This window comes from Stenotrophomonas sp. KH_029, from assembly GCF_057839765.1.
Genome location: NZ_CM174498.1, coordinates 3,594,869 through 3,620,686 on the forward strand (window position 1 = coordinate 3,594,869; position 25,818 = coordinate 3,620,686).

General features: G+C 68.3%; 20 protein-coding genes. 2 read left to right on the plus strand and 18 right to left on the minus strand.

From position 1 onward, the window contains the following. Positions 1-90: 90 nt before the first annotated feature. From gnd to AC3ITM_RS16105, 7 genes are all read right to left on the minus strand, one after another. Positions 91-996: a phosphogluconate dehydrogenase (NAD(+)-dependent, decarboxylating) gene (gene gnd / locus AC3ITM_RS16075; RefSeq protein WP_489266447.1), complete on the minus strand. Its 906-nt coding sequence runs from the start codon at positions 994-996 to the stop codon at positions 91-93. 3 nt (positions 997-999) lie between these two features. Further along, positions 1,000-2,292, minus strand: coding sequence for a hypothetical protein (locus tag AC3ITM_RS16080; protein WP_489266448.1), 1,293 nt, complete (start codon positions 2,290-2,292; stop codon positions 1,000-1,002). 13 nt (positions 2,293-2,305) lie between these two features. Further along, positions 2,306-2,938, minus strand: coding sequence for a DUF2242 domain-containing protein (locus tag AC3ITM_RS16085; RefSeq protein WP_489266449.1), 633 nt, complete (start codon positions 2,936-2,938; stop codon positions 2,306-2,308). A 155-nt stretch (positions 2,939-3,093) separates the two neighbouring features. Beyond that, positions 3,094-5,271 carry a carboxy terminal-processing peptidase gene (locus tag AC3ITM_RS16090; protein ID WP_489266451.1) on the minus strand — a complete coding sequence of 726 codons (2,178 nt, stop codon included), beginning with the start codon at positions 5,269-5,271 and terminating at the stop codon, positions 3,094-3,096. Positions 5,272-5,747: 476 nt separating this feature from the next. Then, positions 5,748-6,764 carry a lipoyl synthase gene (lipA, locus tag AC3ITM_RS16095; protein ID WP_489266452.1) on the minus strand — a complete coding sequence of 339 codons (1,017 nt, stop codon included), beginning with the start codon at positions 6,762-6,764 and terminating at the stop codon, positions 5,748-5,750. 17 nt (positions 6,765-6,781) lie between these two features. Then, positions 6,782-7,486, minus strand: coding sequence for a lipoyl(octanoyl) transferase LipB (gene lipB, locus AC3ITM_RS16100; protein WP_489266454.1), 705 nt, complete (start codon positions 7,484-7,486; stop codon positions 6,782-6,784). Further along, positions 7,474-7,752 (minus strand): DUF493 family protein, encoded by a 279-nt coding sequence (locus AC3ITM_RS16105; RefSeq protein WP_228885361.1) that lies wholly within the window; start codon positions 7,750-7,752, stop codon positions 7,474-7,476. Before AC3ITM_RS16105 ends, lipB begins: the two co-directional genes overlap by 13 nt. Before the next feature lie 193 nt (positions 7,753-7,945). Here AC3ITM_RS16105 and AC3ITM_RS16110 point away from each other — a divergent pair, with 193 nt between their 5' ends. Then, positions 7,946-9,010, plus strand: coding sequence for a lipid A deacylase LpxR family protein (locus AC3ITM_RS16110; protein WP_489266456.1), 1,065 nt, complete (start codon positions 7,946-7,948; stop codon positions 9,008-9,010). 1,028 nt (positions 9,011-10,038) lie between these two features. Here AC3ITM_RS16110 and AC3ITM_RS16115 read toward each other — a convergent pair. The 9 genes from AC3ITM_RS16115 to AC3ITM_RS16155 all read right to left on the minus strand — a co-directional run bounded on the left by AC3ITM_RS16115 (position 10,039) and on the right by AC3ITM_RS16155 (position 21,498). Continuing rightward, on the minus strand, positions 10,039-11,253 hold the full coding sequence (locus tag AC3ITM_RS16115; RefSeq protein WP_489266458.1) for a D-alanyl-D-alanine carboxypeptidase family protein: 1,215 nt from the start codon (positions 11,251-11,253) through the stop codon (positions 10,039-10,041). Between the two features lie 109 nt (positions 11,254-11,362). Further along, the gene (locus AC3ITM_RS16120) at positions 11,363-12,541 is read right to left on the minus strand and encodes a septal ring lytic transglycosylase RlpA family protein (protein ID WP_489266459.1); all 1,179 of its coding nucleotides are present in this window, start codon (positions 12,539-12,541) and stop codon (positions 11,363-11,365) included. Continuing rightward, positions 12,538-13,683: a lytic murein transglycosylase B gene (mltB, locus tag AC3ITM_RS16125; protein WP_489266461.1), complete on the minus strand. Its 1,146-nt coding sequence runs from the start codon at positions 13,681-13,683 to the stop codon at positions 12,538-12,540. The genes AC3ITM_RS16120 and mltB overlap by 4 nt, the downstream gene beginning before the upstream one ends. A gap of 613 nt (positions 13,684-14,296) precedes the next feature. Beyond that, complete coding sequence (rodA, locus tag AC3ITM_RS16130; protein WP_489266463.1) at positions 14,297-15,397, minus strand: rod shape-determining protein RodA; 1,101 nt, start codon at positions 15,395-15,397, stop codon at positions 14,297-14,299. 159 nt (positions 15,398-15,556) lie between these two features. Continuing rightward, a complete protein-coding gene (gene rodA / locus AC3ITM_RS16135) occupies positions 15,557-16,669 on the minus strand; it encodes a rod shape-determining protein RodA (protein WP_489266465.1) in 1,113 nt (370 codons plus the stop codon). Continuing rightward, positions 16,666-18,729: a penicillin-binding protein 2 gene (gene mrdA, locus AC3ITM_RS16140; RefSeq protein ID WP_489266467.1), complete on the minus strand. Its 2,064-nt coding sequence runs from the start codon at positions 18,727-18,729 to the stop codon at positions 16,666-16,668. Before mrdA ends, rodA (AC3ITM_RS16135) begins: the two co-directional genes overlap by 4 nt. 1 nt (position 18,730) lies before the next feature. Next, on the minus strand, positions 18,731-19,216 hold the full coding sequence (gene mreD, locus AC3ITM_RS16145) for a rod shape-determining protein MreD (RefSeq protein ID WP_489266469.1): 486 nt from the start codon (positions 19,214-19,216) through the stop codon (positions 18,731-18,733). Further along, positions 19,213-20,322: a rod shape-determining protein MreC gene (mreC, locus tag AC3ITM_RS16150; RefSeq protein ID WP_489266471.1), complete on the minus strand. Its 1,110-nt coding sequence runs from the start codon at positions 20,320-20,322 to the stop codon at positions 19,213-19,215. The genes mreD and mreC overlap by 4 nt, the downstream gene beginning before the upstream one ends. Before the next feature lie 129 nt (positions 20,323-20,451). Further along, complete coding sequence (locus tag AC3ITM_RS16155) at positions 20,452-21,498, minus strand: rod shape-determining protein (protein ID WP_038686189.1); 1,047 nt, start codon at positions 21,496-21,498, stop codon at positions 20,452-20,454. A gap of 275 nt (positions 21,499-21,773) precedes the next feature. Here AC3ITM_RS16155 and AC3ITM_RS16160 point away from each other — a divergent pair, with 275 nt between their 5' ends. After that, a complete protein-coding gene (locus tag AC3ITM_RS16160) occupies positions 21,774-22,712 on the plus strand; it encodes a carbohydrate kinase family protein (protein ID WP_489266474.1) in 939 nt (312 codons plus the stop codon). A 285-nt stretch (positions 22,713-22,997) separates the two neighbouring features. On the opposite strand, the gene AC3ITM_RS16165 is transcribed toward AC3ITM_RS16160, so the two are convergent. Together AC3ITM_RS16165 and AC3ITM_RS16170 are read right to left on the minus strand one after the other, a co-directional pair. Continuing rightward, on the minus strand, positions 22,998-24,971 hold the full coding sequence (locus AC3ITM_RS16165; protein WP_489266476.1) for an LTA synthase family protein: 1,974 nt from the start codon (positions 24,969-24,971) through the stop codon (positions 22,998-23,000). Positions 24,972-25,198: 227 nt separating this feature from the next. Then, the gene (locus AC3ITM_RS16170) at positions 25,199-25,816 is read right to left on the minus strand and encodes an HAD family hydrolase (protein WP_489270123.1); all 618 of its coding nucleotides are present in this window, start codon (positions 25,814-25,816) and stop codon (positions 25,199-25,201) included. Positions 25,817-25,818 lie beyond the last annotated feature (2 nt).

Sequence of the window (25,818 nt, forward strand, 5' to 3'; positions counted from 1 at the left end):
TGCTTGCGCCGCGCTGCGCGCGGTATCCACGCATGGCGTGGATCTACCGCGCGACTTTGCCGGGCAGCGGGGCGAACGTTTGTCGCAGCCTTATTCGCTCTTGATCGCGTGCCCGCCGAACTCGTTGCGCATCGCCGCCAGCAGGCGGTCGCTGAAAGAGTTCTTTTCGCGCGAGCGCAGGCGTTCCAGCAGCGACAGGGTGATCACCGGCGCCGGCACGTCCAGATCGATCGCCTCGGCCACGGTCCAACGCCCCTCGCCGGAGTCCTCCACGTAGGGCGCGATGCCGTCCAGCTGCGGGTTGCGGCCCAGCGCATCGGCACTCAGGTCCAGCAGCCACGAGCGCACCACGCTGCCGTGCTGCCAGGCCTTGGCGACCTGGGCCAGGTCCAGGTTGAACGCCGTCTTGTGCTGCATCAGCGCAAAACCTTCGGCGTAGGCCTGCATCATCCCGTACTCGATGCCGTTGTGGACCATCTTGCAGAAGTGGCCGGCACCGCTCGGGCCGACATGCGCCCAGCCGCGGTCTTCGCCCGGCGCCAGGGTGCGGAAGATCGCCCCGACGCGTTCAACCGCGCCGGCATCGCCACCGATCATCAGGCTGTAGCCTTCCTGCAGGCCCCACACCCCACCGCTGGTGCCGCAGTCGACATAGCTCACCTCATCGGCCTGCAGCTGGATGGCACGCCGCATCGAATCCTTGTAGTACGAATTGCCGCCGTCGATCACCACATCGCCCGCGGACAGATGCGGGGCCAGCGCGGCCAGGGTCTGGTCGATCACTTCGCCGGCCGGCACCATCAGCCACACCACGCGCGGCACCGGCAGCGTCGCCAATGCCTCGGCGACCGAGGCGCTGACCTGGAAACCCCGCTTGGCCGCGCTGTCGCGCGCCGCCTGCCCGGGGTCCACGCCGATCACGGTGTGCCCACCGCGATGCAGGCGCTCGGCCATGTTGGCGCCCATGCGCCCCAGTCCAATCATTGCAATGTCCATCTTTCACCTTCCAACGTACGGGTTGTGTTGCGGAACCGCTGCCGGTGGGGCGTCGCACTGGCCAAGGCGTGCGTCGATCCAGCGCCGGTACAGCGTGGTATGCAGGTTGTGCAGGCCCAGCTCGAAGGCATACGGCGTGCGCGGGTTGCGGTCGAGCAGGCGGGCGATGTGATAGCCCACCGGACGTATACCGCGAGGATGCACGTAAATGAGGAAGCCCTGGTAGAACGGATCGTCCAGCAACTGGTCCAGTTCCTTCAGCAGCGGTTGCTGTTGGGCCGGCACCTGCGCGCGCAGGGCCCGGTCGCGCTCGACCAGGAGCCGCTCGAAGCGGCGCGGGCCGGGGCCGGGCATGCGCCGGGCCAGCGCCCAGATGCGCCGGTTGCGTGCATCGTAATGGGCAAAGCCCTGGTGTTGGCGCAGCGCGCGCGCAGCGGCATCGCTGACATCGACCACCACGAAGTTCTCGGCCTGGTTGTTGATGTCGTCCAGGTAGCTGCGGTCGAACACGTGTTCGATGAAGCCCGGCGCGCCGACGAAGGCCTGGCGGCCGCGCTGCGCGGTCTGCCTGGCCTTGCCATCGGCCAGGAAGGTGCCGGCGTGGCGGCCCAGCAGGATACTGTCGGTCTGGTGCAGCGTGAGGAAGGTGCCGATCGACAACTCGCCCGGGGTGAACGCCGCATCGAAGGCGGCATCGCCGTACAGCTCGCGCTGGGTGGCCAGCTGCGCTACCTGCCGGCCCACCCCGCATTCGGAACGCACCCGGCCGCTGTAGAAACTCTGCAGGGCACCGCTGTTGCCGGCCGCCGGCTGGTAGCCACGGCCGAAGCTGCGGAACCGCTGCCAGCCCTGCGCCGACGCACCGCGTAGGCCGAAACCGATCCAGCCCAGTTGCACGGCCGAGAAGCGGTAGCCCGGGTTGTCCTGCAGCCGGGTGGTGGCGCGGCGGGTGGCCTGGCCGAGTTTGAAGGCATAGGCGCAGACCGTGGCCGGGTCGTCGAACAACCGCGGCAGGTACGCGGCGCGCTGCGCGGCGTCCCACTGCCGTGGCAGCTGCACGCGCAGGTCGCCGGCGGCCTGTGCCTGGGCCAGGTCGGCACGTTCGCAGACCGGCCCGCCGTGCACCACCGGCTTGGCCGCCGTGGTCTGCCCAATGCGCCAGCCGAGCGCTTCCAGCAACGCCTGGGGACCGCAGGCCGGTGCCGCCGAGGCGGCCGTGGCCGCCAGCGCGGCGCACAGCAACACGCCCAGTCCGGCCAGGGCAGGCCGCCGTCCCGTGTCGCCACGTGGCTGCACCCCGCCTGCCCGCTCAGTGCGCCGGCGCGGGGGTATCCACCGCAGGGGCCGGCACCGGCGCGGCAGCGGCCGGCGGCGGCACTGCGGCCGGCTCAGCGGGCTCGACCGGCTGGGCAGGCGCCGGTGCGGCCGCGGCGGCCGGCAGGTACTGCTGCAGGCGCTCGAAGAAGCGGCGATAGAAACCGGCGTCCTGCACCGTGCTGCTGGCCACCTTCACCAGGGAATCGTCGTTGCTGCCGAACGGCAGCGACACCGAGCCCAGCGCACCGACGCCGACACTGGCCGAGGTCGGGCTCTTCTTCAACGCGTAGCGGTCCTGCACGGCGCTGACGAATACCAGCGCCTGCTCGCCGCGCGCCGCGCAGGAAATGCGCAGCACCAGCTGCTCGTGCTCGTCCTGGCGCGGCTGGAAGTTCTTGTTGCCTTCCACCGCATCGGCATCGGCGCGGGCGATCGCATAGCCCTGGCTGAGCAGGGTCCGCCGCGCGGCCTCGCAGGCCAGGCCAGGCGCACCGGGCACGGCCCGCGAATAGGTATCGCCGGAATCGAACGACTCACGGATCAGGGTGCTGTCGGCGGCACGGCCGCCGCAGGCGGTCAGCGACAGGGCCAACAGGCCCGCCGGAATTGCATGGGACAGCCGCATGGGCACTCCTGCGAGAACAGACTCGGCCCAGCATAGCCCTGGCCGCGTATGCGCCAGGTTTAAACGGCGAAGGGCCGGCGCACTGGCCGGCCCTTCGTTGTTCTAGGTTCACCTGGGCCGCGCCACGACCGATGGCCGTGGCCGGCCACGGTGACTCAATCGGCCCAGCGACCCACCGCGGTGGACTGCGGCAGCACCTGCGCCGACAGCGGGCGGTCGTTCTCCAGCAGGTTGACCGCATCGGCCAGGATCGAGGCCGATTCGCGCAGCAGCGGATCGGGGCGCTTCTCGGCGGCCTTCTCGCGCGCGGCATCCTTGACGATGTCGCGCTCGTTGCCGGTCAGGCCGTCATCGTTGCTGTCATCGGCCAGCGGGTCCAGGTCTAGGCCCAGCTGCTTGCGGATCGCCTGGCGGTCGGTGCGCTGCCGGTCCTGCTTCTCACGCTCGGCGCGGCGCTCGGCCTCGTTGAGCGAGATGTACTTCTTGGCCTTTTCGGCGCGGAACTGCTCGACGTCCTCGTTCCACCACTGGAACTCCTTGTCGGTGGCGATCCGGCTGGCATGCAGGGTTTCCAGCTTGGGCAGCAGCGCGCCGAAGTTGCCGTACTGGGTGTGCGGCACGGCGGCGATGCGGGTCCACGGCAAGGCGTTGTCGTAGGTGCTTTCGCCGTATTCGCTGGCGTCCACGCTGGCCGGGAAGGCCAGGTCGGGCACCACGCCCTTGTGCTGGGTGCTGCTGCCGCTGACCCGGAAGAACTGCGCGATGGTCAGCTTGACCTGGCCGAAACGCTGGGCCTCTCCGCTCGGCCAGCGGTCCAGGTCGACGATGTTCTGCACGGTGCCCTTGCCGAAGGTGGTTTCACCGATCACCAGGCCACGGCCGTAGTCCTGGATGGCGCCGGCGAAGATCTCCGAGGCCGAGGCCGAGCCGCGGTTGATCAGCACCGCCAGCGGGCCGTCCCAGGCCACCGCTTCGCTGCGGTCGCTGTTGACGGTGACCCGGCCACCGGATTCGCGCACCTGCACCACCGGGCCCTGCTCGATGAACAGGCCGGTCAGCTCGATCGCTTCATCCAGCGAACCACCGCCGTTGTTGCGCAGGTCCAGTACCACGCCATCGAGCTTGTCGGCCTTGAAACCGGCCAGCAGCTTGGCCACGTCACGGGTCGCCGAAGCGTAGTCGGTGGCGTTGCGGCGGCGGCCTTCGAAGTCCTGGTAGAAGGTCGGCAGCTTGATCACGCCGACCTTGCGCGCCGGCTCGCCGTCCTTGGCCGGGATGGTCAGGGTCTCGCCCTTGGCGGCCTGTTCGGCCAGCCGCACCTTCTGCCGGGTCAACACCAGCGCATGGTGCTTGCCGTCCACGCCTTCCTCGGCCGGAATGAATTCCAGCCGCACCTGGGTGTCCTTCTTGCCGCGGATCTTGGCCACCACATCATCGATGCGCCAGCCGATCACGTCTTCGATCGGACCGGACTTGCCCTGGCCGACGCCGACGATGCGGTCGCCCGGCTTGAGCGTGCCATTGACCGCGGCCGGGCCGCCGGCGATGACCTCGCGGATCACCACCATGTCGTCCTGGCGCTGCAGCTGCGCGCCGATGCCTTCCAGCGACAGCGACATGGCCTGGTTGAAGTTCTCGGCGGTACGCGGGGTGAAGTAGTCGGTGTGCGGATCGACCGCGCTGGTGTAGGCATTGAGGAAGAACTGGAACGCGTCCTCGCCCTTCAACTCGTTGACCGACTTTTCCAGCGTGGCATAACGCTTGTCCAGCGTCTTGCGGATCTCGGCCGGCTGCTTGCCGGCCAGCTTCAGCCGCAGCCAGTCGTTCTTGACCGACTTGCGCCACAGCTCGTCCAGTTCGGCGTTGCTGGCCGCCCAGGGCACGTCCTTGCGGTCGTACTCGAACTTGTCGTCGGTGCTGAAATCGAAGTCCTGCTTGAGCAGTTTGCGCGCGTAACCGATGCGCTCGCCCACCCGCTGCTTGTACACCGCAAACACCTGGAACGCCGGCTCCAGCTCACCACCGCGGATGGCGTTGGCGATATTGGCCTCGAACGGCGCAAAGCGGGTGATGTCGGCCTGGGTGAAGAACTGCTTGCTGCCGTCCAGGGTCTCCAGGTAACGCTTGAACACGTCCTTGGAGGTGGCCGCATCGAGCGCGCGCGGCCGGTAGGCGTAGCGGCTGTCCGAGAGCAGTCCGTAGACCAGCTTGGAAGTGGTCACCTGGTCGGCCGTGGCCGCCGATGGCAGCGCCGGCGAGTCGGCGTAGGCGGCCAGGGCCAATGGCGCGGTCAGGGCCAGGGCCATCAGGAATGCGGGGGCTTTGAATTTCATCGACTTGCTCGTGGCACCTTGCCAGGGGGGAGACTGCGTGCGGATCAGACCACACGACAGTGCCGAAAGTTGCAGGGTTTGTCATCCATCCCCGCGCAACAGGGATTTCCAGCCTAAACCGGGGCCTGTAGCAAATTGTGAATGGCGCAGGCACGACCGCAGGGGTGGCCACCGACCGTTGGTCGGCGGGAAACACGGCGGAGCAGCGCGTACCCACCAACGGTGGGTACCTACCGCGATGCCGCCGGACGAGGAGCCCCCTGAGTCAGGGGGCGCGCCGACACGGCGCGGGGTCTGGGGAGTGATAAGACGGGGCCCGCGTTTTGCGCAGCAAAGCGTGGGGCGGCAGCGCGCATGCGATGACGCGCCCCCCTGAGTCAGGGGGCGCGCCGACACGGCGCGGGGTCTGGGGGAATGGTGAGGCGGGGCCCATGGTTTGCGCAGCAAACCATGGGAAGCGAAAGCGCGATTCGCGCTTACGCGACCGCTACCCCCGCCCCTTTTGCCTGCACATCGGCGTGGTACGACGAGCGCACCATCGGGCCCGAGGCGACATGGCTGAAGCCCAGCGCGTAGCCATAGACTTCCAGCGCCTTGTATTCCTCCGGCGTCCAGTAGCGCAGCACCGGGTGGTGGTGCGCGGTGGGCTGCAGGTACTGGCCGATGGTGATCATGTCCACATCGTGGGCGCGCAGGTCGCGCAGGGTCGCCTGCACCTGTTCCAGGTCCTCGCCCAGGCCCAGCATGATGCCGGACTTGGTGGCGATGCCCGGGTGCTGGGCTTTGAAGTTCTTCAGCAGGGTCAGCGACCACTGGTAGTCCGCGCCCGGGCGCACATTGCGGTACAGGTCCGGCACGGTCTCGATGTTGTGGTTGAACACGTCCGGCGGATTGGTCGCCAGGATGTCCAGCGCCCGCTCCATGCGGCCCTTGCCGCGGAAGTCGGGGGTCAGCACTTCGATGCGGGTATTGGGCGACTTGGCGCGGATCGCCCCGATGCAGTCGGCGAAGTGCTGGGCACCGCCGTCGCGCAGGTCGTCGCGGTCCACGCTGGTCACCACCACGTACTTCAGGCCCATGTCGGCCACGGTCTGCGCCAGGCTGGCCGGCTCGCCGGCGTCGGGCGGCTTGGGCCGGCCGTGGGCCACATCGCAGAACGAGCAACGGCGCGTGCAGACCTCGCCGAGGATCATGAAGGTGGCGGTGCCGTGGCTGAAGCACTCATGGATGTTCGGGCAACTGGCTTCTTCGCAGACCGTCACCAGACGGTTCTCGCGCAGCTTGGCCTTGAGCAGCTGCACGGCGTTGCCCGACGGGATCCGGACCCGGATCCAGGACGGCTTGCGCAGCACCGGCACGTCGGCGAACTGCACCGGCGAGCGGCCGATCTTGTCACCGCCCACCTGTTTGACCCCCGTCTGCAACGGCGCGGCGGACGGCGTGTCACCCTGCACGACCTGCAGGGGAATGATGCGAGCGGTGGTTTCAGTCATGGCCTTGGTCGGCGGCGCTAGGCCGCGTCTGTCAGATCGGGCAAATCAGGGTGCGGCTGGAGCTCCAGGCCGAACTGGCGGGCCAGATGGCCCAGCAGCACCGGCGTGACGGCCGCCATGCCGGACGGTCCCCCCAAGTCTAGCACCGAGGTCACCTGCAGCCCTTGATAGCCACAGGGGTTGATGCGTTGGAAAGGCTCCAGGTCCATGGCCACATTGAAGGCCAGGCCATGGAAGGTGCAGCCGCGGCGGACCCGGATGCCCAGCGCGGCGATCTTGGCCCCGCCCACGTACACCCCCGGCGCGCCGTCGCGCCGTTCAGCGCCGATATTCCATTCATCCAGGGTGTCGATCAGGGCCTGCTCGATCCGGCACACGTAATCGCGCACCCCGATTCCCAGCCGGCGCAGCTGCAGCAGCGGGTAGACCACCAGCTGGCCGGGGCCGTGGTAGGTCACCTGGCCACCCCGATCCACGTGCAGCACCGGGATGTCCCCCGGCGCCAGCACGTGCTCGTCCTTGCCGGCCTGGCCCAAGGTGAACACCGGATCGTGCTCGACCACCCACAACTCGTCGGCGCTGGCATCGCTGCGCGCATCGGTGAAACGCTGCATGGCGTGCCAGACCGGGGCATAGGCCTGGCGGCCGAGATCGCGCACGATCGCCGGCTGCGCCGCCCGCTGGCCCGGCGCCGGCGCGGTACCGGCCGCTACAGCGTCCACTTCACTTCCGGGTGGTCGCGCAGCACCGCATGGGCCGCATCGTACTGCTCGCGGTTGTCGGCCTTGAACACCAGCCGCACCGACACATACTTGCCGTTGGACGAGTGTTTCCAGCTGATCCGCTCGGTCAGCACTTCCAGGCCGGCCAGCTCGAGCAGGCGCGGCAATTCGCGTTCCAGCTCCTGGCCAGCCGCGCCCATGGCGCTGAGTTCGAACTGGCCGGGGAACTGGAAGCCGTGGTCGGGGTTGTCAGACTTGATCTCCATGACCGCGATTATGGGGACGCCTGCGGCCGAACCCAAGCCTTGCGTGATCGTGCCCATACCTGCCACCAACGCCACGTGAAAAGCCGGCTTCACCAGCAAGACGCTCCAATGCATGCGCAGGCCTGTTCACCGCCTCACGCGCTGATTACGCTGCTTTGGCATAAAAACAGAACAAACCCTGAGCGGGAATCCCATGCAGTTGAAGCCCTATGCGTTGCCGGCCGCCCTCGCCGGCGTCCTGGCACTGGCCGCCCCGGCCGTACACGCCGCCGCCCAGTGCGGTCCCGATGCGATGCGCGAGCACCCGCCGCAGGTGAACTTCCGGGTGGACAACGATCTGTTCGGCGGCGCCGACCAGGACCAGGGCTATACCAACGGCGCCCAGATCACCCTGGTCTCGCCCAACCTGGTCGACTACACCGACGACCCCTGCCTGCCGCGGCTGGCGCGCTGGGTCAACCGCCACCTGGAGAAGCTGCACCCGGGGCAGTTCGAGCAGCAGAACATGATCTTCAGCCTGGCCCAGGGCATCTTCACCCCCAGCGACTTCACCCGCCGCGACCTGATCGAGGACGACCGCCCGTATGCCGGGGTGCTGATCGCCAGCTTCGGCTACAACGCGCGCCGCGGCGACCGCCTGCAGACTACCCAGCTGGCGGTGGGCGTGGTGGGGCCGTGGGCGCAGGGCAAACAGGTGCAGAACGCGGTGCACAGCGTGCTGGGCGATGAGAAGTTCCAGGGCTGGGACAACCAGCTGCACAACGAGCCGGTGTTCATGCTGACCCACGAGCGCATGCGCCGCTGGCCGGCCGACGCCAGCGTCAATGCCGGTGGCTGGGGCTGGGATGCGATCAGCCACTACGGCGGCGCGGTCGGCAACCTGGCCACCCATGCCAACGCCGGCGGCGAGCTGCGCTTTGGCTGGAAGCTGCCCGACGATTTCGGCAGCACCCCGCTGCGCCCGGCCGGCGAGAACACCGCCCCGACCCGCGGCGGCAAGCCGGCCGGCTGGTCCTGGCACCTGTTCGCCACCACCGACGCGTCCTGGGTGATCCGCGATATCACTCTGGACGGCAATACCTTCCGCAACAGCCACAGCGTGGACAAGCGCCACGTGGTGGGCCAGGCCGGCTACGGCGTGGCGGTGATGCGTGGCCGCTGGAAATTCGCCATGGCCCGCTACCACAGCACCCGCGAATTCGACGGCCAGCGCGAAGCGCCGGTGTTCGGCAGCTTCACCATAAGCCGGTCGCTGTAAGCGGCCGACTGATGGTAAAGCGGTGGGTACCGACCGTTGGTCGGTACACCGAAAAAAAAGACCGGCGCAGGCCGGTCTTTTTTTGGTTATTTGCCCATGTGCGAGGCTACAGCCCGTCAAATGCGGTGGCATTGTGGGGCCATGCCACCGGTAGTGCCGACTGTTGTCCGGATGCATGAGCGTTGCTGTATCCGCTTCGCGGACAAACTCCAAAGCGTTTCGTGCCCCTGCGGGGCCCGAGTCACTTTCTGATGGCGCACATCCCTGTGCGCCACCCTTCGGGCCAGCTGCGCTGTTCCGCGCCGCTCCTGCGGCGCTGGTGCTCGTGCAAGAAAGTAACCAAAGAACACGCCCCCGTCCGTTCGCCGCCGGGCGTTGCCCGTCGGTGCCCTGCGCTTCTCGCGTCATCGGGGGGACGGCGCGGAACTCGCTACGCTCGCGCCCCTAGACCAGCGGGCGTCCGTTGTTCCAACGCGTCGCCACGCGCCCATGTGTTGCCGCGCAGCCCTCAGTACGCTTCATGCTTGGCCCGCGCCTCTTCGCCCCCGCTGCCGCTGCGATGCTCGGCTCGCTCCAAGGGGGAGGTAGATCAAGATCAAAATCACGGGCAACAGCAACAGCTGTCCGACCACGGTCTGAGGTTGCTCCAGTTCCTGGCAACCCCATCACAGGTAGGTCCGACCCATGGTCGGACACGCATCGTCTCGGCATCACGCTGTCCGAGCGTGGCTCGGACCTACGCTTTCCCATGCGTGCCAGCCATGTATGGAGGGTTGGCGTGGGTGGGTTGGCGGGACTGTCGAAAACATGGATGTTTTCGCCAAGCCCCCACGGATGGGTTCACGGCGTGTCCCGCCAACCCACCCGCGCCAGCCCAATCAGCGCATACGTGGGGGCTATGCTGCCTTTGATCTTATGTTGCCTTTGATCTGAGGCTATGCTCCGCAGCTGACTCGCATGCAAATCGGCGAAAAACCAAAAAAAAGACCGGCATGCGCCGGTCTTTCTTCATCGCGGTCGAACCAGGATTATTCCGATTCCCACCACATCCAGAAGCTGTCCCACAGGCGCTTGAAGAAACCGGCTTCTTCAACGGCGGCCACGGCCACCAGCGGCGCTTCGGCCACCACCTTGCCATCCAGCATCACCTTCAGCGTGCCGATCGGCTGGCCGGCGGTGAACGGTGCCTCCAGGGTCTTGGGCACGTCGATGCTCGGCTTGAGGTCGTTGTAGCGGCCGCGCGGCACGCTCACCAGCAGCGGCTGGGCCACGCCCAGCTGCACGGTGGCCGCCTTGCCCTTCCACACCTTGTGCTCGGCCACGGCCTTGCCCGGCTCGTACATGCGGTGGGTTTCGAAGAAGCGGAAGCCCCAGTTGAGCAGCGCCATGCTGTCATCGGCGCGCTGCTTTTCCGAGCTGCCGCCCAGCACCACGGCAACCAGGCGCTGGTCGCCACGCTGGGCCGAACTCATCAGGCAGTAGCCAGCCTCGGAGGTGTGGCCGGTCTTGATCCCGTCCACGCTCTGGTCGCGCCACAGCAGCTGGTTGCGATTGGGCTGCTTGATGTTGCCTACGGTGAATTCCTTGATCTTGTTGTAGGCGTAGGTTTCCGGATAGTCACGCACCATCGCCCGGCCCAGCAGCGCCAGGTCGTAGGCGGTGGTGTGGTGGCCCGGCGCGCTCAGGCCGTGCGCATTGACGAAATGCGAGTCCTTCATGCCGATCTTGGCCGCATAGCTGTTCATCAGCGATGCAAACGCTTCCTCGCTGCCGGCCACGTGTTCGGCCAGCGCGATCGCCGCGTCGTTGCCGGACTGGACCGCCATGCCCTTTTCCATGTCTTCCAGGCGTGCGGTCTGGTTGACCGGGAAGCCGCTGTAGCTGCCGTCGGTACCGGCGCCGCCTTCGCGCCAGGCGCGCTCGCTCATCATCACCTGGTCGTCGGAACGGACCTTGCCGTTCTTGACCTCGGCGGCGACCACGTAGGAGGTCATCACCTTGGTGATGCTGGCCGGGGCCAGCTGTTGGTGCACGTTCTCGCCGGCCAGGACCTGGCCGGTGGCGTAATCCATCAGGATCCAGGCCTTGGAAACGCTGGGCGCCGGTGCCGGCGGGGTGGCCACGGTGGCCGGGGCGGCGGCAGGCGCAGGCACCGGCTGCGGGGCCGGTTGCGGGGTCTGGGCGGAGACCATGCCCACGAACAGGGTCGTGGCCATGGCAGCAGCGGCAAAGCGGAATTTCATCGGACAGCAAGCTCCTGGAGGGGCGCCAAGGGGAAAAGAGGATGGACGAGGCATTGTAGGCCCATGCGACGGCGGCACGCCGGGCGCACCGCCAATGGGCCGGTGGCGTTCAGTCCCTGACGATCTGCGGCGACCCGAAGCCCAGACCGGCAATGCGGCCGGCAAGTTCCGAGGCGCTGGCAGGGTCGGCGGCGGCCACGCGCAGGCGCCACAGGGTACGGCCGCCACTGACGATGTCGCTGATGCTGGCCCCGACGATGCCGGCCGAGGACAGCTGGCCCATCGCGCGGGTGGCGTTGTCGCGGCTGGCGAAGCTGGCCACCTGCAACAGCACGTTGCCGACCTGCTGCGGCAGGCTGGTGGCCGGTGTCGGCGCCGGGCGCGCGGCCGGGCGGGCCGGCACGCTGGCCACCGCCGGGGCGGCGGCCGGCAGTGCGCTGACGGTAACCGGGGCCTCCTCGACCGGTGCGGCCTGGGTGGCCGCCGGCCGGCCGGCGGCAGGAGTGGCCGGCAGGGTGCCGACCAGCTTGTCCATGTCGCTGGCCGGGCGCGCTGCGCTGGCCACGGCTGCGGCGCGGCGTTCGCGCCGCGACGGCTTGTCTTCGCCCGGCAGCAGCGCGCGCACTTCCACATTGCCGGTGCCGCGCTGGGTGATGCCCAGGCGCACAGCAGCCGCATAGCTCAGATCGATCACCCGGCCATCGTGGAACGGGCCGCGGTCGTTGACCCGCACGATCACCGATTCACCGTTGTCCAGGTTGGTCACCCGCGCAAAACTCGGCAACGGCAGGGTCTTGTGCGCGGCAGTGAAGGCATACATGTCGTACACCTCGCGGTTGGAGGTCAGCCGGCCATGGAACTTGGCCCCGTAATAGGACGCCTTGCCCTTCTCGGCATAGCCGCCGGTCTTGTCCATCACCTGGTACTGCTTGCCCAGCACCACGTACGGCGACTTGTTGCCGACCGCCGAGCGCGGCAGGTCGACCACGTCCGGCTCGGGGATGCAGTCCACGTTGGGAACATAGGTGGGCGTGCTGTCGTTGACGCCCGGCTTGTACAGCCCGCCGGCGCGGTAGTCGCCGCGGGTGCTGGGGTCTTCGGCGGCAGCCTTGTACGGCGAACCGTCCGGGCAATGCGACGGCCGCCCGCCCTTGCCCTGCACCACGGTGCCGCCCGGCTTGCTGCCGGTGCCGGCCTGGCCGGGTTTTTTCGGTGCACTGCTGCAGGCTGCCAGTGCCAGGATCAACAAACCGGGAATGAGCCATCTGCCGCGTGCGGGTGCGTTCATGCCGGTGGCAACTCCTGGCCGGCAATGGCCTGGGACAACTGGAACACGGCCATCGCATACATTTTCGAGAGGTTGTAACGGGTGATCGCGTAGTAGTTCTGGAAGCCCAGCCAGTACTGCTTGCCGGTGCTGGCCTCCAGCGTGATCGGGGTGGCGGTGAGGCCGGCCGGCACCGGGCTGCGCGGCTGGTAGCCGCGTGCGGCCAGGTCGGACAGGGTCCAGGTCGGCGCCCATTCGGTCGGGTTGAACTCCTCGCGGCCGGCGGCCAGCGTGGCCGGCACGGCAACCGGGCCACCGCGCACCCAACCACCCTTCTTGACGAAGTAGTTGGCGATCGAGGAGAACACATCGTCATAGCTGTTGAACAGGTCGCGGCGGCCGTCGCCGTTGCCGTCCACCGCGTAATCCAGGTAGCTGGACGGCATGAACTGGCCCATGCCCATCGCCCCGGCGTAGCTGCCCTTGATGCTGGTGATGTCCAGCTTCTCGTCGCGGGTCAGTGCGAACAGCCGCGCCAGTTCATCGCGGAAGAACAGTTCGCGGCGCACTTCGCGTTCGAGCTTGGCCGGGTCGCCGCTGCGCGGGTACTTGAAGGCCAGCGTGTACAGCGCATCGAGCACGCGGTAGCTGCCGGTATTGCCGCCGTAGCTGGTTTCCACCCCGATGATGGCCACGATCACTTCGGCCGGCACCCCGGTGCGGGCCTGCACGCGCATCAGCTCTTCGCGGTGCTGGGCCAGGAATTTCCTGCCGCCGTCGATCCGCGCCTGGCTGATGAACATCGGCCGGTATTCGTTCCACGGCTTGACGCGCTCGGCAGGGCGCGACATCGCGGCGATGATCGGGTCGCGGATCTGCGCCTGGTCCAGGGTGGCCTGGATCTGCGCGGCGGGAATGCCGTAGCGGGCCGCGGTATCGCGCACGAAGTTGGCGCGCGCCACCTCGAACGGCACCGGGGTCAGATCGACCGGCGCGGCACTGGCGGCGGCCGCTTCCGGCGCGGCTTCGGCCGGGCCCTTGGGGCCAGTGACCGGTTTGTTGGGTGCACCCGAGGCCTGCGGCGTCGGTGACGGGGATGGCGGCTGGGTCGCACAAGCGACCAAACCGAGCGTAAGCATGCAGGCCAGGGAGCGTCGGATCATCGCGGCAGGTTAGCAGGTCATGGATGAATTAAAACCCCTAACACCATGAATCACAACGAATTGCCGGTACCCCGGGACAATCGTTAAGACCGCGTCTAGATTGCCCGCCGTCACACGCCCCATTCAGCCGACTACGGTATCGGCGCCTCAATAGACCAGATAGGCCTGCTGTAGAAGCAAACGCCAACTAGGCAGACCCCGGCAATGCCTCTGGTGGAGAGCCCCCTTCTGTTAAGGGGGCGCGCCGACAGGCGCGGGGTTAGGTGGAATGCCTGGACCTCTCAAGCCTACGGCTTGAGAGGTTCCGCCGGTTGCGCCCCCATCCCCATGGACGCAACCGGCCAAACCGACCAGGTCGGTACCGGCGCGACGCGCAACTCCCCAGCGCACGTCTCGCCATGTGGTACCTGTCAGGTCAACTACTCCCCGCCATGCTCCCCTGTCCATCGCTTGGCTCGATGGACCTGCTGGCGGGCCGCCATTGTGCCGACCGTTTACGACAAGTCCATTGATCCGGATCAGTGCGCATCATATTTGTGCGCCACTTCTCACTTTTCAGTCAGTTTGTTGACGACACCTGCACCAAACACGACAGGAGATGACGCGAACGACATCATCCGCCATGGATCGGTCGCCGCCCCCGCACCGCCATCACCAGCCCGAACCCGGCCAGCAGCGAGACCGCCGAGGTGCCGCCATAGCTGATCAGCGGCATCGGCACCCCCACCACCGGCAACAGGCCGGAGATCATCCCGCCGTTGACCAGCACATAGACGAAGAACACCAGCCCGGTGGTGCCGACCAGCAACCGCGAATAGCCGCAGCGCGACTGCGCGGCCAGCCACAGGCAGCGCCCGACCACCAACAGGAACAGCGCCAGCACCGCCACCACGCCGATCCAGCCGAACTCTTCGGCCAGCACCGAGAAGGCAAAATCGGTGGTGTACTCGGGCAGAAAATCCAGCGCGGCCTGGGTTCCCTGCCCCCAGCCTTTGCCCTGCATGCCACCGGAGCCGATCGCGATGCGCGACTGGATGATGTTCCAGCCGGTCCCGAGCGGATCGTTCTCCGGGTACAGGAAGGTCAGCACGCGGTCCTTCTGGTATTGCCGCAGCAGCCCGAACCAGGCCAGCGGCGCGGCCAACGACACCGCGCCCAGCGCCAGCGCCACCCAGCCCCAGTGCAGCCCGGCCAGCAGCAGCGCGAACATGCCGCTGGCGGCCACCAGCGTGGCCGTGCCCAGGTTGGGCTGCATCAGGATCAACCCGGCCGGCAGCCCGATCAGCAGCAGGGCCACCCCCACCACCGGCGGCGACGGTGGCAGACGCTGCCGCTGCAGGTACCAGGCCATCATCATCGGCAGGCTCAGCTTGAGCAGCTCGGAAGGCTGCAGGTAGAACACGCCCAGGTTCAACCACCGCTGGCCGTACTTGCCGGTACCGATCACATACACCGCCACCAGCGGCAGCAACGACAGCGCGTAGATCCACGGCGACCAGGCGCGCAGCTGCAGCACCGGCAACCGCGACAATCCCCACATCGCCGCCAGCCCCACCGCATAGCGCACCGCCTGCGCCTGCACCGGCCCGTCCACGCTGTGCAGCACCGCAAGGCTGGCCAGCATCAACAGGCACAGCGCCACCAGCAGCGGCAGATCCAGCGTATGCAGGAAGAAATGAAACGCGGCGCGGGCGCGCTGCAGGTATTCGTCCATGCGGGCGACTCCTGGTTTTCGCGACGCACTACAGGGGCGACACGGTGGGGCGGATAGCGAGCGCAGGACCGTAACACGCGACCATCGCGATGACCTGGGCCATTGCCGACACAAGGGCATCCACGCATGGCGCGGATCTACGCACGACCGGATGCCCCGTCAGCCGTACCCACCATGCACGGGCTGATGCCTGCGCGCGGCCATCACCAGGCCGAACCCGGCCAGCAACGACACCGCCGAGGTGCCGCCGTAGCTGATCAACGGCATCGGCACCCCCACCACCGGCAGCAGCCCGGAGATCATCCCGCCGTTGACCAGCACGTAGACGAAGAACGCCAGCCCGGTGGCGCCGGCCAACAGCCGCGAATAGGAATCGCGCGACTGCGAGGCGATCCACAGGCAGCGCCCGATCACCACCAGGTACAGGGCCAGCACAATGGCCACCCCCATCCAGCCGAACTCCTCGCTGAGCACCGAGAACGCAAAATCGGTGGTCTGCTCGGGAATGAAGTTCAGGTGCGACTGCGTGCCCTGCCCCCAGCCCTTGCCGTCCAAACCGCCCGAACCGATCGCGATCTTGGACTGGATGATGTTCCAGCCCGCGCCCAGCGCATCGCTTTCCGGGTCCATGAACATCATGATCCGGTCCTTCTGGTACGGGCGCAGCAACCAGAACCAGGCCACCGGCGCGGCGGCGGCCACGCCGCCGACCGCCACCCCGACCCACCACCATGGCAGCCCCGCCAGCAACAGCACGAACGCGCCGCTGGCGGCGATCAGCACCCCGGTCCCGAAGTCCGGCTGCAGCATCACCAGGCCGGTCGGCACCCCGATGATCACCGCGCTGACCAGCACGGTGGAAAAGCGCGGCGGCAACGGCATCCTGTGCAGGTACCAGGCCACCATCATCGGCAGGCTGACCTTGAGCAGTTCGGCCGGCTGCAGGAAGAACAGCTTCAGGTCCAGCCATTGCCGCCCGTATTTGCCGGTGCCCAGCACGAACACCGCCAGCAATGGAATCATCGAAATGGCGTAGATCAGCGGCGTGGCCGAGCGGATGCGCAGGATCGATACCCGCGAAATGGCCCACATCGCCGCCAGCCCGACCACCAAACGCGCGCCCTGCGCGTACACCAACCCGTCGCCACCGGCGCTCTTGAGCACCGCCAACCCGATCAGCATCAACGTACCCAGCGCCCCGCACAGCACCCAGTCCAGGCTGCTGCTGAAACGCACCACCATGTCGGTCGCCCAGCGCAGGAACACCTTCATCGGCTGCGCTCCGGGGCGGTGGGCGGGGCCGCGGCCGGCGGCAGCGGTGCGCCCGGCACCGGTGCCGGTACCGGCGCGACCGGCAGGCCGACCTGCACCGGCAACGATTCCAGTACCGCCGCGGCCGCATCGCCGGCGGCGCGCGCGTTGCCATCGCCGCTGTCGAAACCGGTGATCCCGATCGCGGTGGTGCCGCGCTCGCTGTCCAGCGGCTCCAGGCCATCGGGCATCTTGCCCAGCAGCCAGGCATCGAACAGCTTGCGCGCGATCGGCGCCGCCGCCGAGCCGCCATAGCCACCGCCCTCGACCGCGATCGCCAGCGCGATCACCGGATTCTCGGCCGGCGCGAAGCCGACAAACAGCGAACGGTGGCGCAGGTGCATCGGCAGGCTCTTGGGGTTCACCGCGGCGGTACCGCGGCGGCTGATCACCTGCGCGGTACCGGTCTTGCCGGCGATCGTATACGGCGCACCGGCGGCGGCCCGCGCACCGCTGCCGCCCGGGCGCATGGTGCCCATCATGCCTTCGCGCACCGCCTGCAGGTTGCCCGGGCTGGGGCTGACCGGCTTGCTCGTACCGGCCGGCGTGGCGGCCCACTCGGCATCGAAGCCGGCGCGCTGCTGCATCACCAGGTGCGGGGTACGCAACTGGCCGTTGCCGATCCCGGCCACGCCGTGCGCCAGCTGCAGCGGGGTGACCTTCCAGTCGCCCTGGCCGATGCTGGCGTTGACCGTGTCGCCGGGGTACCAGCGTTCCTTGCGGGTCTTGTACTTGTACTGCGGCGAGGGCAGGATGCCGCCGATTTCGCCGGTCAGGTCGATGCCGGTGGGTTCGCCGAAGCCGTAGTAGCCCATGTAGTGGTCGAAACGCTCGATCCCCATGTCCAGCGCCAGCTTGTAGTAATAGGTGTTCACCGACTGGGTGATCGACTTGCGCAGATCGGTCCAGCCGTGCCCGCCGCGGTTGGCATCGCCCCAGCCGCGCGAGGTTCCCGGCAGGTAGAACATGCCGGTGGACAGCACCTTGTCCTCCGGTTTGCGCACCCCGCTGTCCAGCCCGGCCAGGCCGATCAGCGGCTTGATCGTCGAGCCCGGCGCCACCCCGCCCAGCACCAGCCGGTTGAACTGCGGCCGCGAGGGGTTGTCGTTGAGCGCCTTGAAGTCGGCGTGGGAGATGCCGTTGACGAACAGGTTGGGATCGTAGGATGGCAGGCTGACCATCGCCAGCACTTCACCGGTGCGCGGGTCGATCGCCACCGCGGCGCCCTCGAACTCGCCGAAGGCGGCCACCATGGCGCGCTGCAGGTCGGCATCGATCGACAGCCGCAGGTCGCTGCCGGACTGCGCGGCGACCCGGCCGATGGTGCGGATCGCCCGGCCCTGCACATTGGTCTCGACCTGCTCGTAGCCGACCTTGCCGCGCAGCTGCTGCTCGTAATAGCGTTCCAGCCCGGATTTGCCGATATGGGTGAGCGCGGCATTGCCCTCGCCGAGCACCTCCAGGTCCTTGTCGTCGACCCGGCCGACGTAGCCGATGATGTGCGCGAACAGGTCGCCATACGGGTAACGGCGGGTCAGGTAGGGCTCCAGCTCCACCCCCGGGTAACGCCAGCGGTCCACTGCAAAGCGCGCCATTTCCTCGTCGCTGAGGCGCAGCTTGAGGGTCACCGGCAGGAAGTTGCGGCGCGCCTTGCGCGACTTGTTGAAGGCCTCGATGTCTTCCGGGGACAGCTCCAGGATCGCGGCCAGCCCGGCCAGCGTGGCGTCCATGTCCTTGACCTTGTCCGGGGTGACATCCAGCCGGAACGCCGGCACGTTCTCGGCCAGCAGCCGCCCGTTGCGGTCGTAGATCATGCCGCGCCCGGGCACCACCGGGCGTGGCTTGATCCGGTTGGCCTCCGAGCGGGTGGCGTAGATGTCGTGGTCCAGCACCTGCAGCTTGAAGTACCAGCCGCCCAGCCCGATCAGGCAGACCAGCACGCCGAAAAAGCCCAGTGCGGCACGACGCCGGAACTGCTCGGCTTCGGCATGCGGGTTCTTGGCCTGGCGGCGCACGTACATGTCAGCGCCCGCGGCGCCCGAAGCGCACCGCATCGAGCAGCACGAACAGCAGCGGCCACAGGCCCATGCCCAGCAGCGGGGCCCACCAGTAGGTCCACGGCAGGGTCGGTTCGCCCACCACGATGTGCACCACCGCGCTGATGATGCGGTCGTTGAACAACAGCCCGCCGATGGCCAGCATCTGCTGGGAGATCGGGAAGAAGCGGATCCGCGCGCGGAAGCGTTGCAGGATGAAGGTCAGCATCACCAGCCGCAGCGCCTGCTCGCCCAGCACCCCGCCATACAGCAGGTCGGCGACCACGCCACTGGCAAAGGCAATGCCCAGCCCGACCCGATCCGGCGCCTCGATCACCCAGTAGGCCAGCACCAGCGCCAGCCAGTACGGGCGCAGCGGCTGCAGCAGGGCCGGCAACGGCAGCAGGCCCAGCAGCAGCGCCAGCACCACGCTGACCGGCAGCACCCAGGGTTTGTCGCGCAGGCGGCTCATCGTTGTTCCTCCGGCGGTACCGCGCCGGCTTCCGGGGCCGGCGTGGGCGTCGGGGTCGGGCCCTGGGAGGGCTGGGGTTGCCGGCCAGCGGCCGGCGTGGACGTGGGCGTCTGAGATGGCTGGGGTTGCCGGCCAGCGGCCGGCACTACCGCAGCGCCCGCTGGTGCCGGCGTGCCGGCAGCCGCAGCCGCAGCTGGCACATCCTGCAGCGGCGCGCCCGGCGGGCCGCCGGCTGCGCCGGACAGGCGCAGGTTCGGTGGAATCCGGATCGCCGCACCCGGGCGCAGCAGCAGGACGTCGCGGCCGCGATCGAGCTGCGCGGCCGGCTTCAGCTCGCCGACCAGGAAGGCATGGGTGTCGTCGGGGCGCAGCGCGGTGATCCTGCCCACCGGGAAGCCGGGCGGGAACCGCCCACCCAGGCCCGAGGTGACGATCTCATCGCCCACCTCGACCCCGGCGCTGAGCGGGATGTCGCGCAGTTCCAGGGTGTCGCCGCGGCCGTAGACGATCAGGCGCACGCCGTTGCGGGCCACGGTCACCGGCACCGCGTGGTCGGGGTCGGTCAGCAGCAGCACGGTGGCGCTGCTGCCGGTGGTGGCGATCACCTGGCCCATCAGGCCGCCGGCATCGATCACCGCCTGGCCCAGGTGCACGCCGTCGCGGCTGCCGGCGGCCAGCACCAGGCGCTGCCTGACCGGGTCCAGGTCGATATCCAGGATCGGCGCCAGCTGCACGTCCAGGCCGCTGCGCTCGGCCACGTTGAGCAGCTCGCGCAGCTGGGCGTTGTCCAGCGCCGCGGTCTGCAGCCGGGTCAGGCGGGCGTTGGCGATCAGCAACTGGTTGCGCAGCTGCCGGTTCTCGCTGACCAGCTGGCCGTGGCTGGCGGCGTTGTCCTTGACCTGGGTCCCCAGCTTGCCGGGCAGGCCGGCCAGCGCCCAGACCGGCTGCACCAGCACATTGGCCTGGGCGCGCACGCGCGCCAGCCAGCCGGCCTGGTCATCGAGCACGATCAGGGTGATGGCCAGGGCCAGGTAGGCGAGCAGCCGCAATGGACTGGCGGCATCGCCCTGGCGGGAGGCTACGGGAGGACCGGCGTAAGGCGGCACGGCTGGCTTCGACTGGGAAAATACGGAAAAAGGATGCGACAACGCCCCGGCGCTGCGATGCCCGGCGTGCCTGGCACGCGGGGGGCATCACGCCGCAGGGGCGCGTCCACGGCACACCGTCGGTACGGCTTACTCCGGCGCAAAGAACTCGTTGCCGTGCATGTCCACCAGCTCCAGCGCACGACCGCCACCGCGGGCCACGCAGGTCAGCGGGTCATCGGCCACCTGCACGTGCAGGCCGGTTTCCTCGGAGATCAGGCGGTCCAGGTCGCGCAGCAGGGCGCCACCGCCGGTGAGCACGATGCCGCGCTCGGCGACGTCGGCACACAGTTCCGGCGGGGTCTGCTCCAGCGCCAGCTTGACCGCGCTGACGATGCCCGACAGCGGCTCGTGCAGGGCTTCGAGCACCTCGTTGGAGTTGATCTTGATCATCTTCGGCACGCCCTCGGCGAGGTTGCGCCCGGAGATCTCCATTTCGATCACTTCGGCCTGCGGATAGGCGCAGCCCAGCTCGACCTTGATCCGTTCGGCGGTGGCTTCACCGATCAGCATGCCGTGGTTGCGGCGCACGTAGTTGGTGATCGACTCGTCGAAGCGGTCGCCGCCGATCCGGACCGAGGCCGAATAGACGATGCCGTTCAGCGAGATCACCGCCACTTCGGTGGTGCCGCCGCCGATATCGATGACCATCGAACCGCGCGCCTCGGTCACCGGCATGCCGGCGCCGATCGCCGCGGCCATCGGTTCTTCGATCAGGAACACATCGCGCGCACCGGCCTCCTCGGCCGATTCCTTGATGGCGCGGCGCTCGACCTGGGTCGAACCGGCCGGCACGCAGACCAGCACGCGCGGGCTCGGCCGCAGGAAGCGCGACTTGTGCACCTTCTTGATGAAGTGCTTGAGCATCGCCTCGGTGTAGGTGAAGTCGGCGATGACCCCGTCCTTCATCGGGCGGATGGTGGTGATGTGGCCCGGGGTCCGGCCCAGCATCTGCTTGGCCTCCGCGCCCACGGCGGCCACCGAACGGGTGCCGCCAATGGCACGGTCCTGGCGCACGGCCACGACCGACGGCTCGTTGAGTACGATCCCCTGGCCGCGCACATAGATGAGGGTATTGGCCGTGCCCAGGTCGATGGACAGGTCATTGGAGAACATGCCACGCAGCTTCTTGAACATCTGGGAGTTGATCCTGAGGGGTGTCGCGCCCAACGCGGGATGGCGAAAAAATGGGCAGAATTCGAGGGCGATAAGCCTAGCAATCCCCCTGTGCGCGAGCAAGGACAAATCTGCTGCAAAGCAAGCCTTCACGGCCATTCAGGTCAATCCGGGGCGCCCGGGTTCTGGCCCAAAGCCGCCTCACCCGTTAACCTTTGCGCCGCAGGGCGTCCCAGGGCGCCGTTTCGTTGCCCGCCCGACGGGCCTCAAACTCCTTTCCGCATAGGCCTTAATCGATGTCCGCTTTGATCTGTGGTTCTCTTGCCTTCGACACCATCATGGTGTTCCCGGACCAGTTCAAGAATCACATCCTGCCGGACAAGGTGCACATCCTGAATGTGTCGTTCCTGGTGCCGCGCATGCGCCGCGAGTTCGGCGGTTGCGCCGGCAACATCGCCTACAACCTGCACCTGCTGGGCGGCGAGCCGATCCCGATGGGCACGGTGGGCTCGGACTTCGGCCCCTACCGCGAGTATTTCCAGGGCCTGGGCATCGACCTGAGCCGGATCAAGGTGATCGACGAACTGTTCACCCCGCAGGCGTTCATCACCACCGACCACGACAACAACCAGATCACCGCCTTCCACCCCGGGGCGATGATGCGGTCCTACGAGAACCACGTGAAGGACGTACCGGGCGTGACCCTGGGCCTGGTCGGGCCGGACGGGCGCGAGGGCATGATCCAGAACGCCGAGGAGTTCGCCGCGGCCAGCGTGCCGTTCATCTTCGACCCGGGCCAGGCCATGCCGCTGTTCAACGGCCCGGAACTGCGCACCTTCATCGAGCAGGCCGACTACGTGGTGGTCAACGACTACGAGTCCAACCTGCTGCAGGAGCGCACCGGCTGGGACGAAAAGGCGATCGTGAGCCGGGTCAGGGCCTACATCACCACCCGCGGCCCCAAGGGCGCGGTGATCCACACCCCGGAAAAGACCTATGACATCCCGCCGGCGCACGAGCGCCGCGTGGTCGACCCGACCGGCTGCGGCGACGCCTTCCGCGCCGGCCTGATCTACGGTATCGAGAAAGGCTACGACTGGCTGACCATCGGCCGCATGGGCAACCTGATGGGCGCGCTGAAGGTGGAACACCCGGGCACGCAGAACCAGCGGTTCACCTTCGACGAGTTCAACGAGCAGTTCAAGCAGCAGTTTGGCTACGCGCTTCCCGCGTAACCGGACTGCCCGCGCTCTTCCTCCCTGCCCCGCGCCTGCCGACGCGCGCCCTGGCTGGCAGGGTCGGATCCCGATCGACTCCCGGCCCGGCGCGACGGGCCTGGGGCGCATGCCCCTGGATCGGGAGCGCTGTTGCGCCTTGCGGTGCGTGACTGCGGCCGGGATCGGGCGTTCGTTGCGCCGATGGGCGCCATCGGCAGTCGATCGGGATCCAACCCTACCGGGCCCGGCTGCCGGGTCCTTCAACGCCCTCCGGCATCACCGGCGTCGCGCTGCCCGCGCAGCTCAGGGCTTGGGCTTGGTCGGCAACCGGTACAACTCCTTCTCGTAGGCCAGGGTGCCCCACATGGCGTGGGCATGGGCCCGCCGCGCCAGTTCCGGCCGCAGTGCCTGCGGCTGCAGCTGGTCGGTGGCCGGATCGTAACGGTAGCCCTGGGCCGGCTTGTCCGGCTGCAGGATGGCCACGTCGTTGCCCTCCATCCAGGCCAGGTTGCGGTCGTACTGCATCAGCGCGCGCCCCGGCTGCAGCCGCCGCAGGTCGGTCAGGTCCTGCCCGGGCATCGGCGTGGCGTCGGCGATGCCCAGCAGCGACAACAGCGTCGGTGGCAGGTCGATCTGGCTGACGATGCGGCCGTCCCGGCGCACCGGGATGCCGCCGCCAAGGATCAAGCCGGGGATATGGAAGTTCCCGATGGGCACCATGTTCTTGCCGAACACCCGCGAATCGTGGTCGGCCACCACCAGGAACACGGTGTCCTCCCAGTAAGGCGAGGCCATCGCCTTGCGGAAGAACTCGCCCAGTGCGTAATCGGCGTATTTGGCGGCGTTGTCGCGGGTCTGTTTGGGCTGCTCGTACAGATCGATGCGGCCGTCGGGGAACTCGAATGGATCATGGTTGCTGGAGGTGAAGACCAGGCCGAAGAACGGCTTGCCCTGCGCCTTCAACTGCCGGAACTGCTGGTCGGCCCGGCCGAACAGATCCTCATCCGACGCCCCCCAGGAACCGACAAACGCCGGCTTCTTGTAGTCCTTGCGGTCGACGATGCGGGTGAAGCCATTGGCGAGAAAGAACTCGCGCATGTTGTCGAAGTGGCTCTCACCGCCGTAGTAGAAGCCGGTGTCGTAACCATGCCGGCCGAGCAGGTCGGCCAGGGTGAAGAAACGCTGGCGGGTGGCGGGCAACTTGACCACCGATTCGGCCGGGGTCGGCGGGAACCCGGTCAGCACCGCCTCGATCCCGCGCACCGAACGCGTGCCGGTCGCGTACAGCCGCTCGAACGCCCAGCCCTGCCTGCTCAGGCGGTCGTAGTTGGGCGACAGCGGCCGTCCGCCGAGACTGCCGATGAACTGCGCGCCAAGGCTTTCCTCCAGCACGATCACCAGGTTGCGCGGCTTGCCGCGGTGCAGCGGCGGGCGCAGCGCCAAGCTCGGCAAGGCCTCGGACACATAGGCCGATGCCGGCAGGCCGCTGCTGGCGCGCAGCACGCCGACCACCTCGGCCAGCGGCAGGTCGCCATACACGCGCGAGGTTTCGCTGCGGGTGGCCAGCTGCCGCGCGGCATAGCCGACGGTGTACAGCGAGTTCAACGGCAACGCGTTGATGGTCGGGTCGGTCGAGAACGCCACCAGCGCCGGGTTCAAGGGCCGATGGCCCAGGCTGGAACGTACGCCCAAGGCCGCCAGCAACAGCACCGCAAACGCCAACGGCAGCCGCCACAGCCAGCCAGCCTCGGCCGCCACCGCCGGACTGCCGCCGGCCCAGCGCCGCGACCGGCGCAGCAGCACCCAGAACAGCACGATCACGGCCGTCACTTCGATCACCACCGCCAGCAGGTGGCCGCGCAGCAACGTCATCCCCACTTCTTCGGGGTAGATCAGGTATTCCAGGAACAGGCGGTTCGGGCGCAGCCCGTACTCGGCCATGAAGCTGGGCGTGGCCAACTCCATGAACACCAGCAGCACGCTGGCCAAGATCAGCCACCACCGCAACAGCTGCCGCCAGGCCCGGCCCAACCGCCCCTCCACCGGCAGCAGCAACGCCAGCACCGCAGGGATGCCGTACAGCAGGCACAGGGTCGCCACATCCACCCGCAGCCCCTGCGCGAACACCGTGGCCCAGCCGTCGGCCGCCGTGACCCGTCCGGCATGCCACAGCGCCAGCCCAAGCCGCGACAGGGACAGGGCCACCAGGCCAAACAGGAAGAAAGCGGCAATCGGACACAGACGCCGGTGCAGCGACACCCACACAGTTCGGAGCATGAAAGGGATCCAGAAAGGGAACAACGGACATCCACCACCGATCCCTGGCAGCGGGCCACACCGAACAACGTGTTACCCGACACAACCGCCAGCGCAGCGGACCGTCCGCCAAACACCCTTCAACGCACGCCGCCGCCTCGACTCCCGCCGGGCGTCCGGGTCGCGTTCAAACCGCCATCCTGGACAATACAGTGATTCCGCCGGCGCTGACCGCAGTGCCTGCCCGGCTAGCGTCGCCAGTGCGCCAGCACCGCCGCGCAATCGGCCAGGTGCCAGCAGGCCAGGCCCGGCCAGGGGTTGTCCGGGGCGTTGACCAGCAGCGTGCGGGTGCCTGCGGCGCGGCCGCACTCCAGGTCGAAGCGGTAGTCGCCCACCATCACCATCTGCGCCGGGGCCACCTGCCAGCGCCGCCCGAAGTACTGCAGCCCGGCCGGTGATGGCTTCGGGTCGGCTTCGTCGCGGCCGATGATGTCGTCTTCGGCAAATACCCCGCCCAGCCCGATCGCCTGCAGGGTGATCTGGGCCAGGCTGCGCACGTTGCGGGTCAGGATGCCCAGCCGGCAGCCCGTGCCCTGCAGCGCGCGCACCAGCGCCACCGCGCCCGTCGCCGGCTGCGAGGCAGCGGCCAGCGCGCGCTCATGCGCCAGCAGCCAGGCGTGCTTGGCGGCGGCCTCCGCGGCGGGCAACCCGGCCAGGTAGGTGAGGATGTCCTCCTGCTCCGGGATCGCCAGCTCGCGCTTGATCCGCGCGAAATCATGCATGGCCACGGTCAGGGTGCCGTCCATGTCGAACACCCAGTGGCGGATCGCCGACAGCGGCAAGCCCGCCGGCGGGCCGCCGACCATCG

What these genes read in the sequence shown, in the direction of transcription:
- gnd (WP_489266447.1), bottom strand. Translation starts at nt 996, where the DNA reads ATGGACATTGCAATGATTGGACTGGGGCGCATGGGCGCCAACATGGCC.
- AC3ITM_RS16085 (WP_489266449.1), bottom strand. Translation starts at nt 2,938, where the DNA reads ATGCGGCTGTCCCATGCAATTCCGGCGGGCCTGTTGGCCCTGTCGCTG.
- AC3ITM_RS16090 (WP_489266451.1), bottom strand. Translation starts at nt 5,271, where the DNA reads ATGAAATTCAAAGCCCCCGCATTCCTGATGGCCCTGGCCCTGACCGCG.
- lipA (WP_489266452.1), bottom strand. Translation starts at nt 6,764, where the DNA reads ATGACTGAAACCACCGCTCGCATCATTCCCCTGCAGGTCGTGCAGGGT.
- AC3ITM_RS16105 (WP_228885361.1), bottom strand. Translation starts at nt 7,752, where the DNA reads ATGGAGATCAAGTCTGACAACCCCGACCACGGCTTCCAGTTCCCCGGC.
- AC3ITM_RS16110 (WP_489266456.1), top strand. Translation starts at nt 7,946, where the DNA reads ATGCAGTTGAAGCCCTATGCGTTGCCGGCCGCCCTCGCCGGCGTCCTG.
- AC3ITM_RS16115 (WP_489266458.1), bottom strand. Translation starts at nt 11,253, where the DNA reads ATGAAATTCCGCTTTGCCGCTGCTGCCATGGCCACGACCCTGTTCGTG.
- AC3ITM_RS16120 (WP_489266459.1), bottom strand. Translation starts at nt 12,541, where the DNA reads ATGAACGCACCCGCACGCGGCAGATGGCTCATTCCCGGTTTGTTGATC.
- mltB (WP_489266461.1), bottom strand. Translation starts at nt 13,683, where the DNA reads ATGATCCGACGCTCCCTGGCCTGCATGCTTACGCTCGGTTTGGTCGCT.
- rodA (WP_489266463.1), bottom strand. Translation starts at nt 15,397, where the DNA reads ATGGACGAATACCTGCAGCGCGCCCGCGCCGCGTTTCATTTCTTCCTG.
- rodA (WP_489266465.1), bottom strand. Translation starts at nt 16,669, where the DNA reads ATGAAGGTGTTCCTGCGCTGGGCGACCGACATGGTGGTGCGTTTCAGC.
- mrdA (WP_489266467.1), bottom strand. Translation starts at nt 18,729, where the DNA reads ATGTACGTGCGCCGCCAGGCCAAGAACCCGCATGCCGAAGCCGAGCAG.
- mreD (WP_489266469.1), bottom strand. Translation starts at nt 19,216, where the DNA reads ATGAGCCGCCTGCGCGACAAACCCTGGGTGCTGCCGGTCAGCGTGGTG.
- AC3ITM_RS16155 (WP_038686189.1), bottom strand. Translation starts at nt 21,498, where the DNA reads ATGTTCAAGAAGCTGCGTGGCATGTTCTCCAATGACCTGTCCATCGAC.
- AC3ITM_RS16160 (WP_489266474.1), top strand. Translation starts at nt 21,774, where the DNA reads ATGTCCGCTTTGATCTGTGGTTCTCTTGCCTTCGACACCATCATGGTG.
- AC3ITM_RS16165 (WP_489266476.1), bottom strand. Translation starts at nt 24,971, where the DNA reads ATGCTCCGAACTGTGTGGGTGTCGCTGCACCGGCGTCTGTGTCCGATT.
- AC3ITM_RS16170 (WP_489270123.1), bottom strand. Translation starts at nt 25,816, where the DNA reads ATGGTCGGCGGCCCGCCGGCGGGCTTGCCGCTGTCGGCGATCCGCCAC.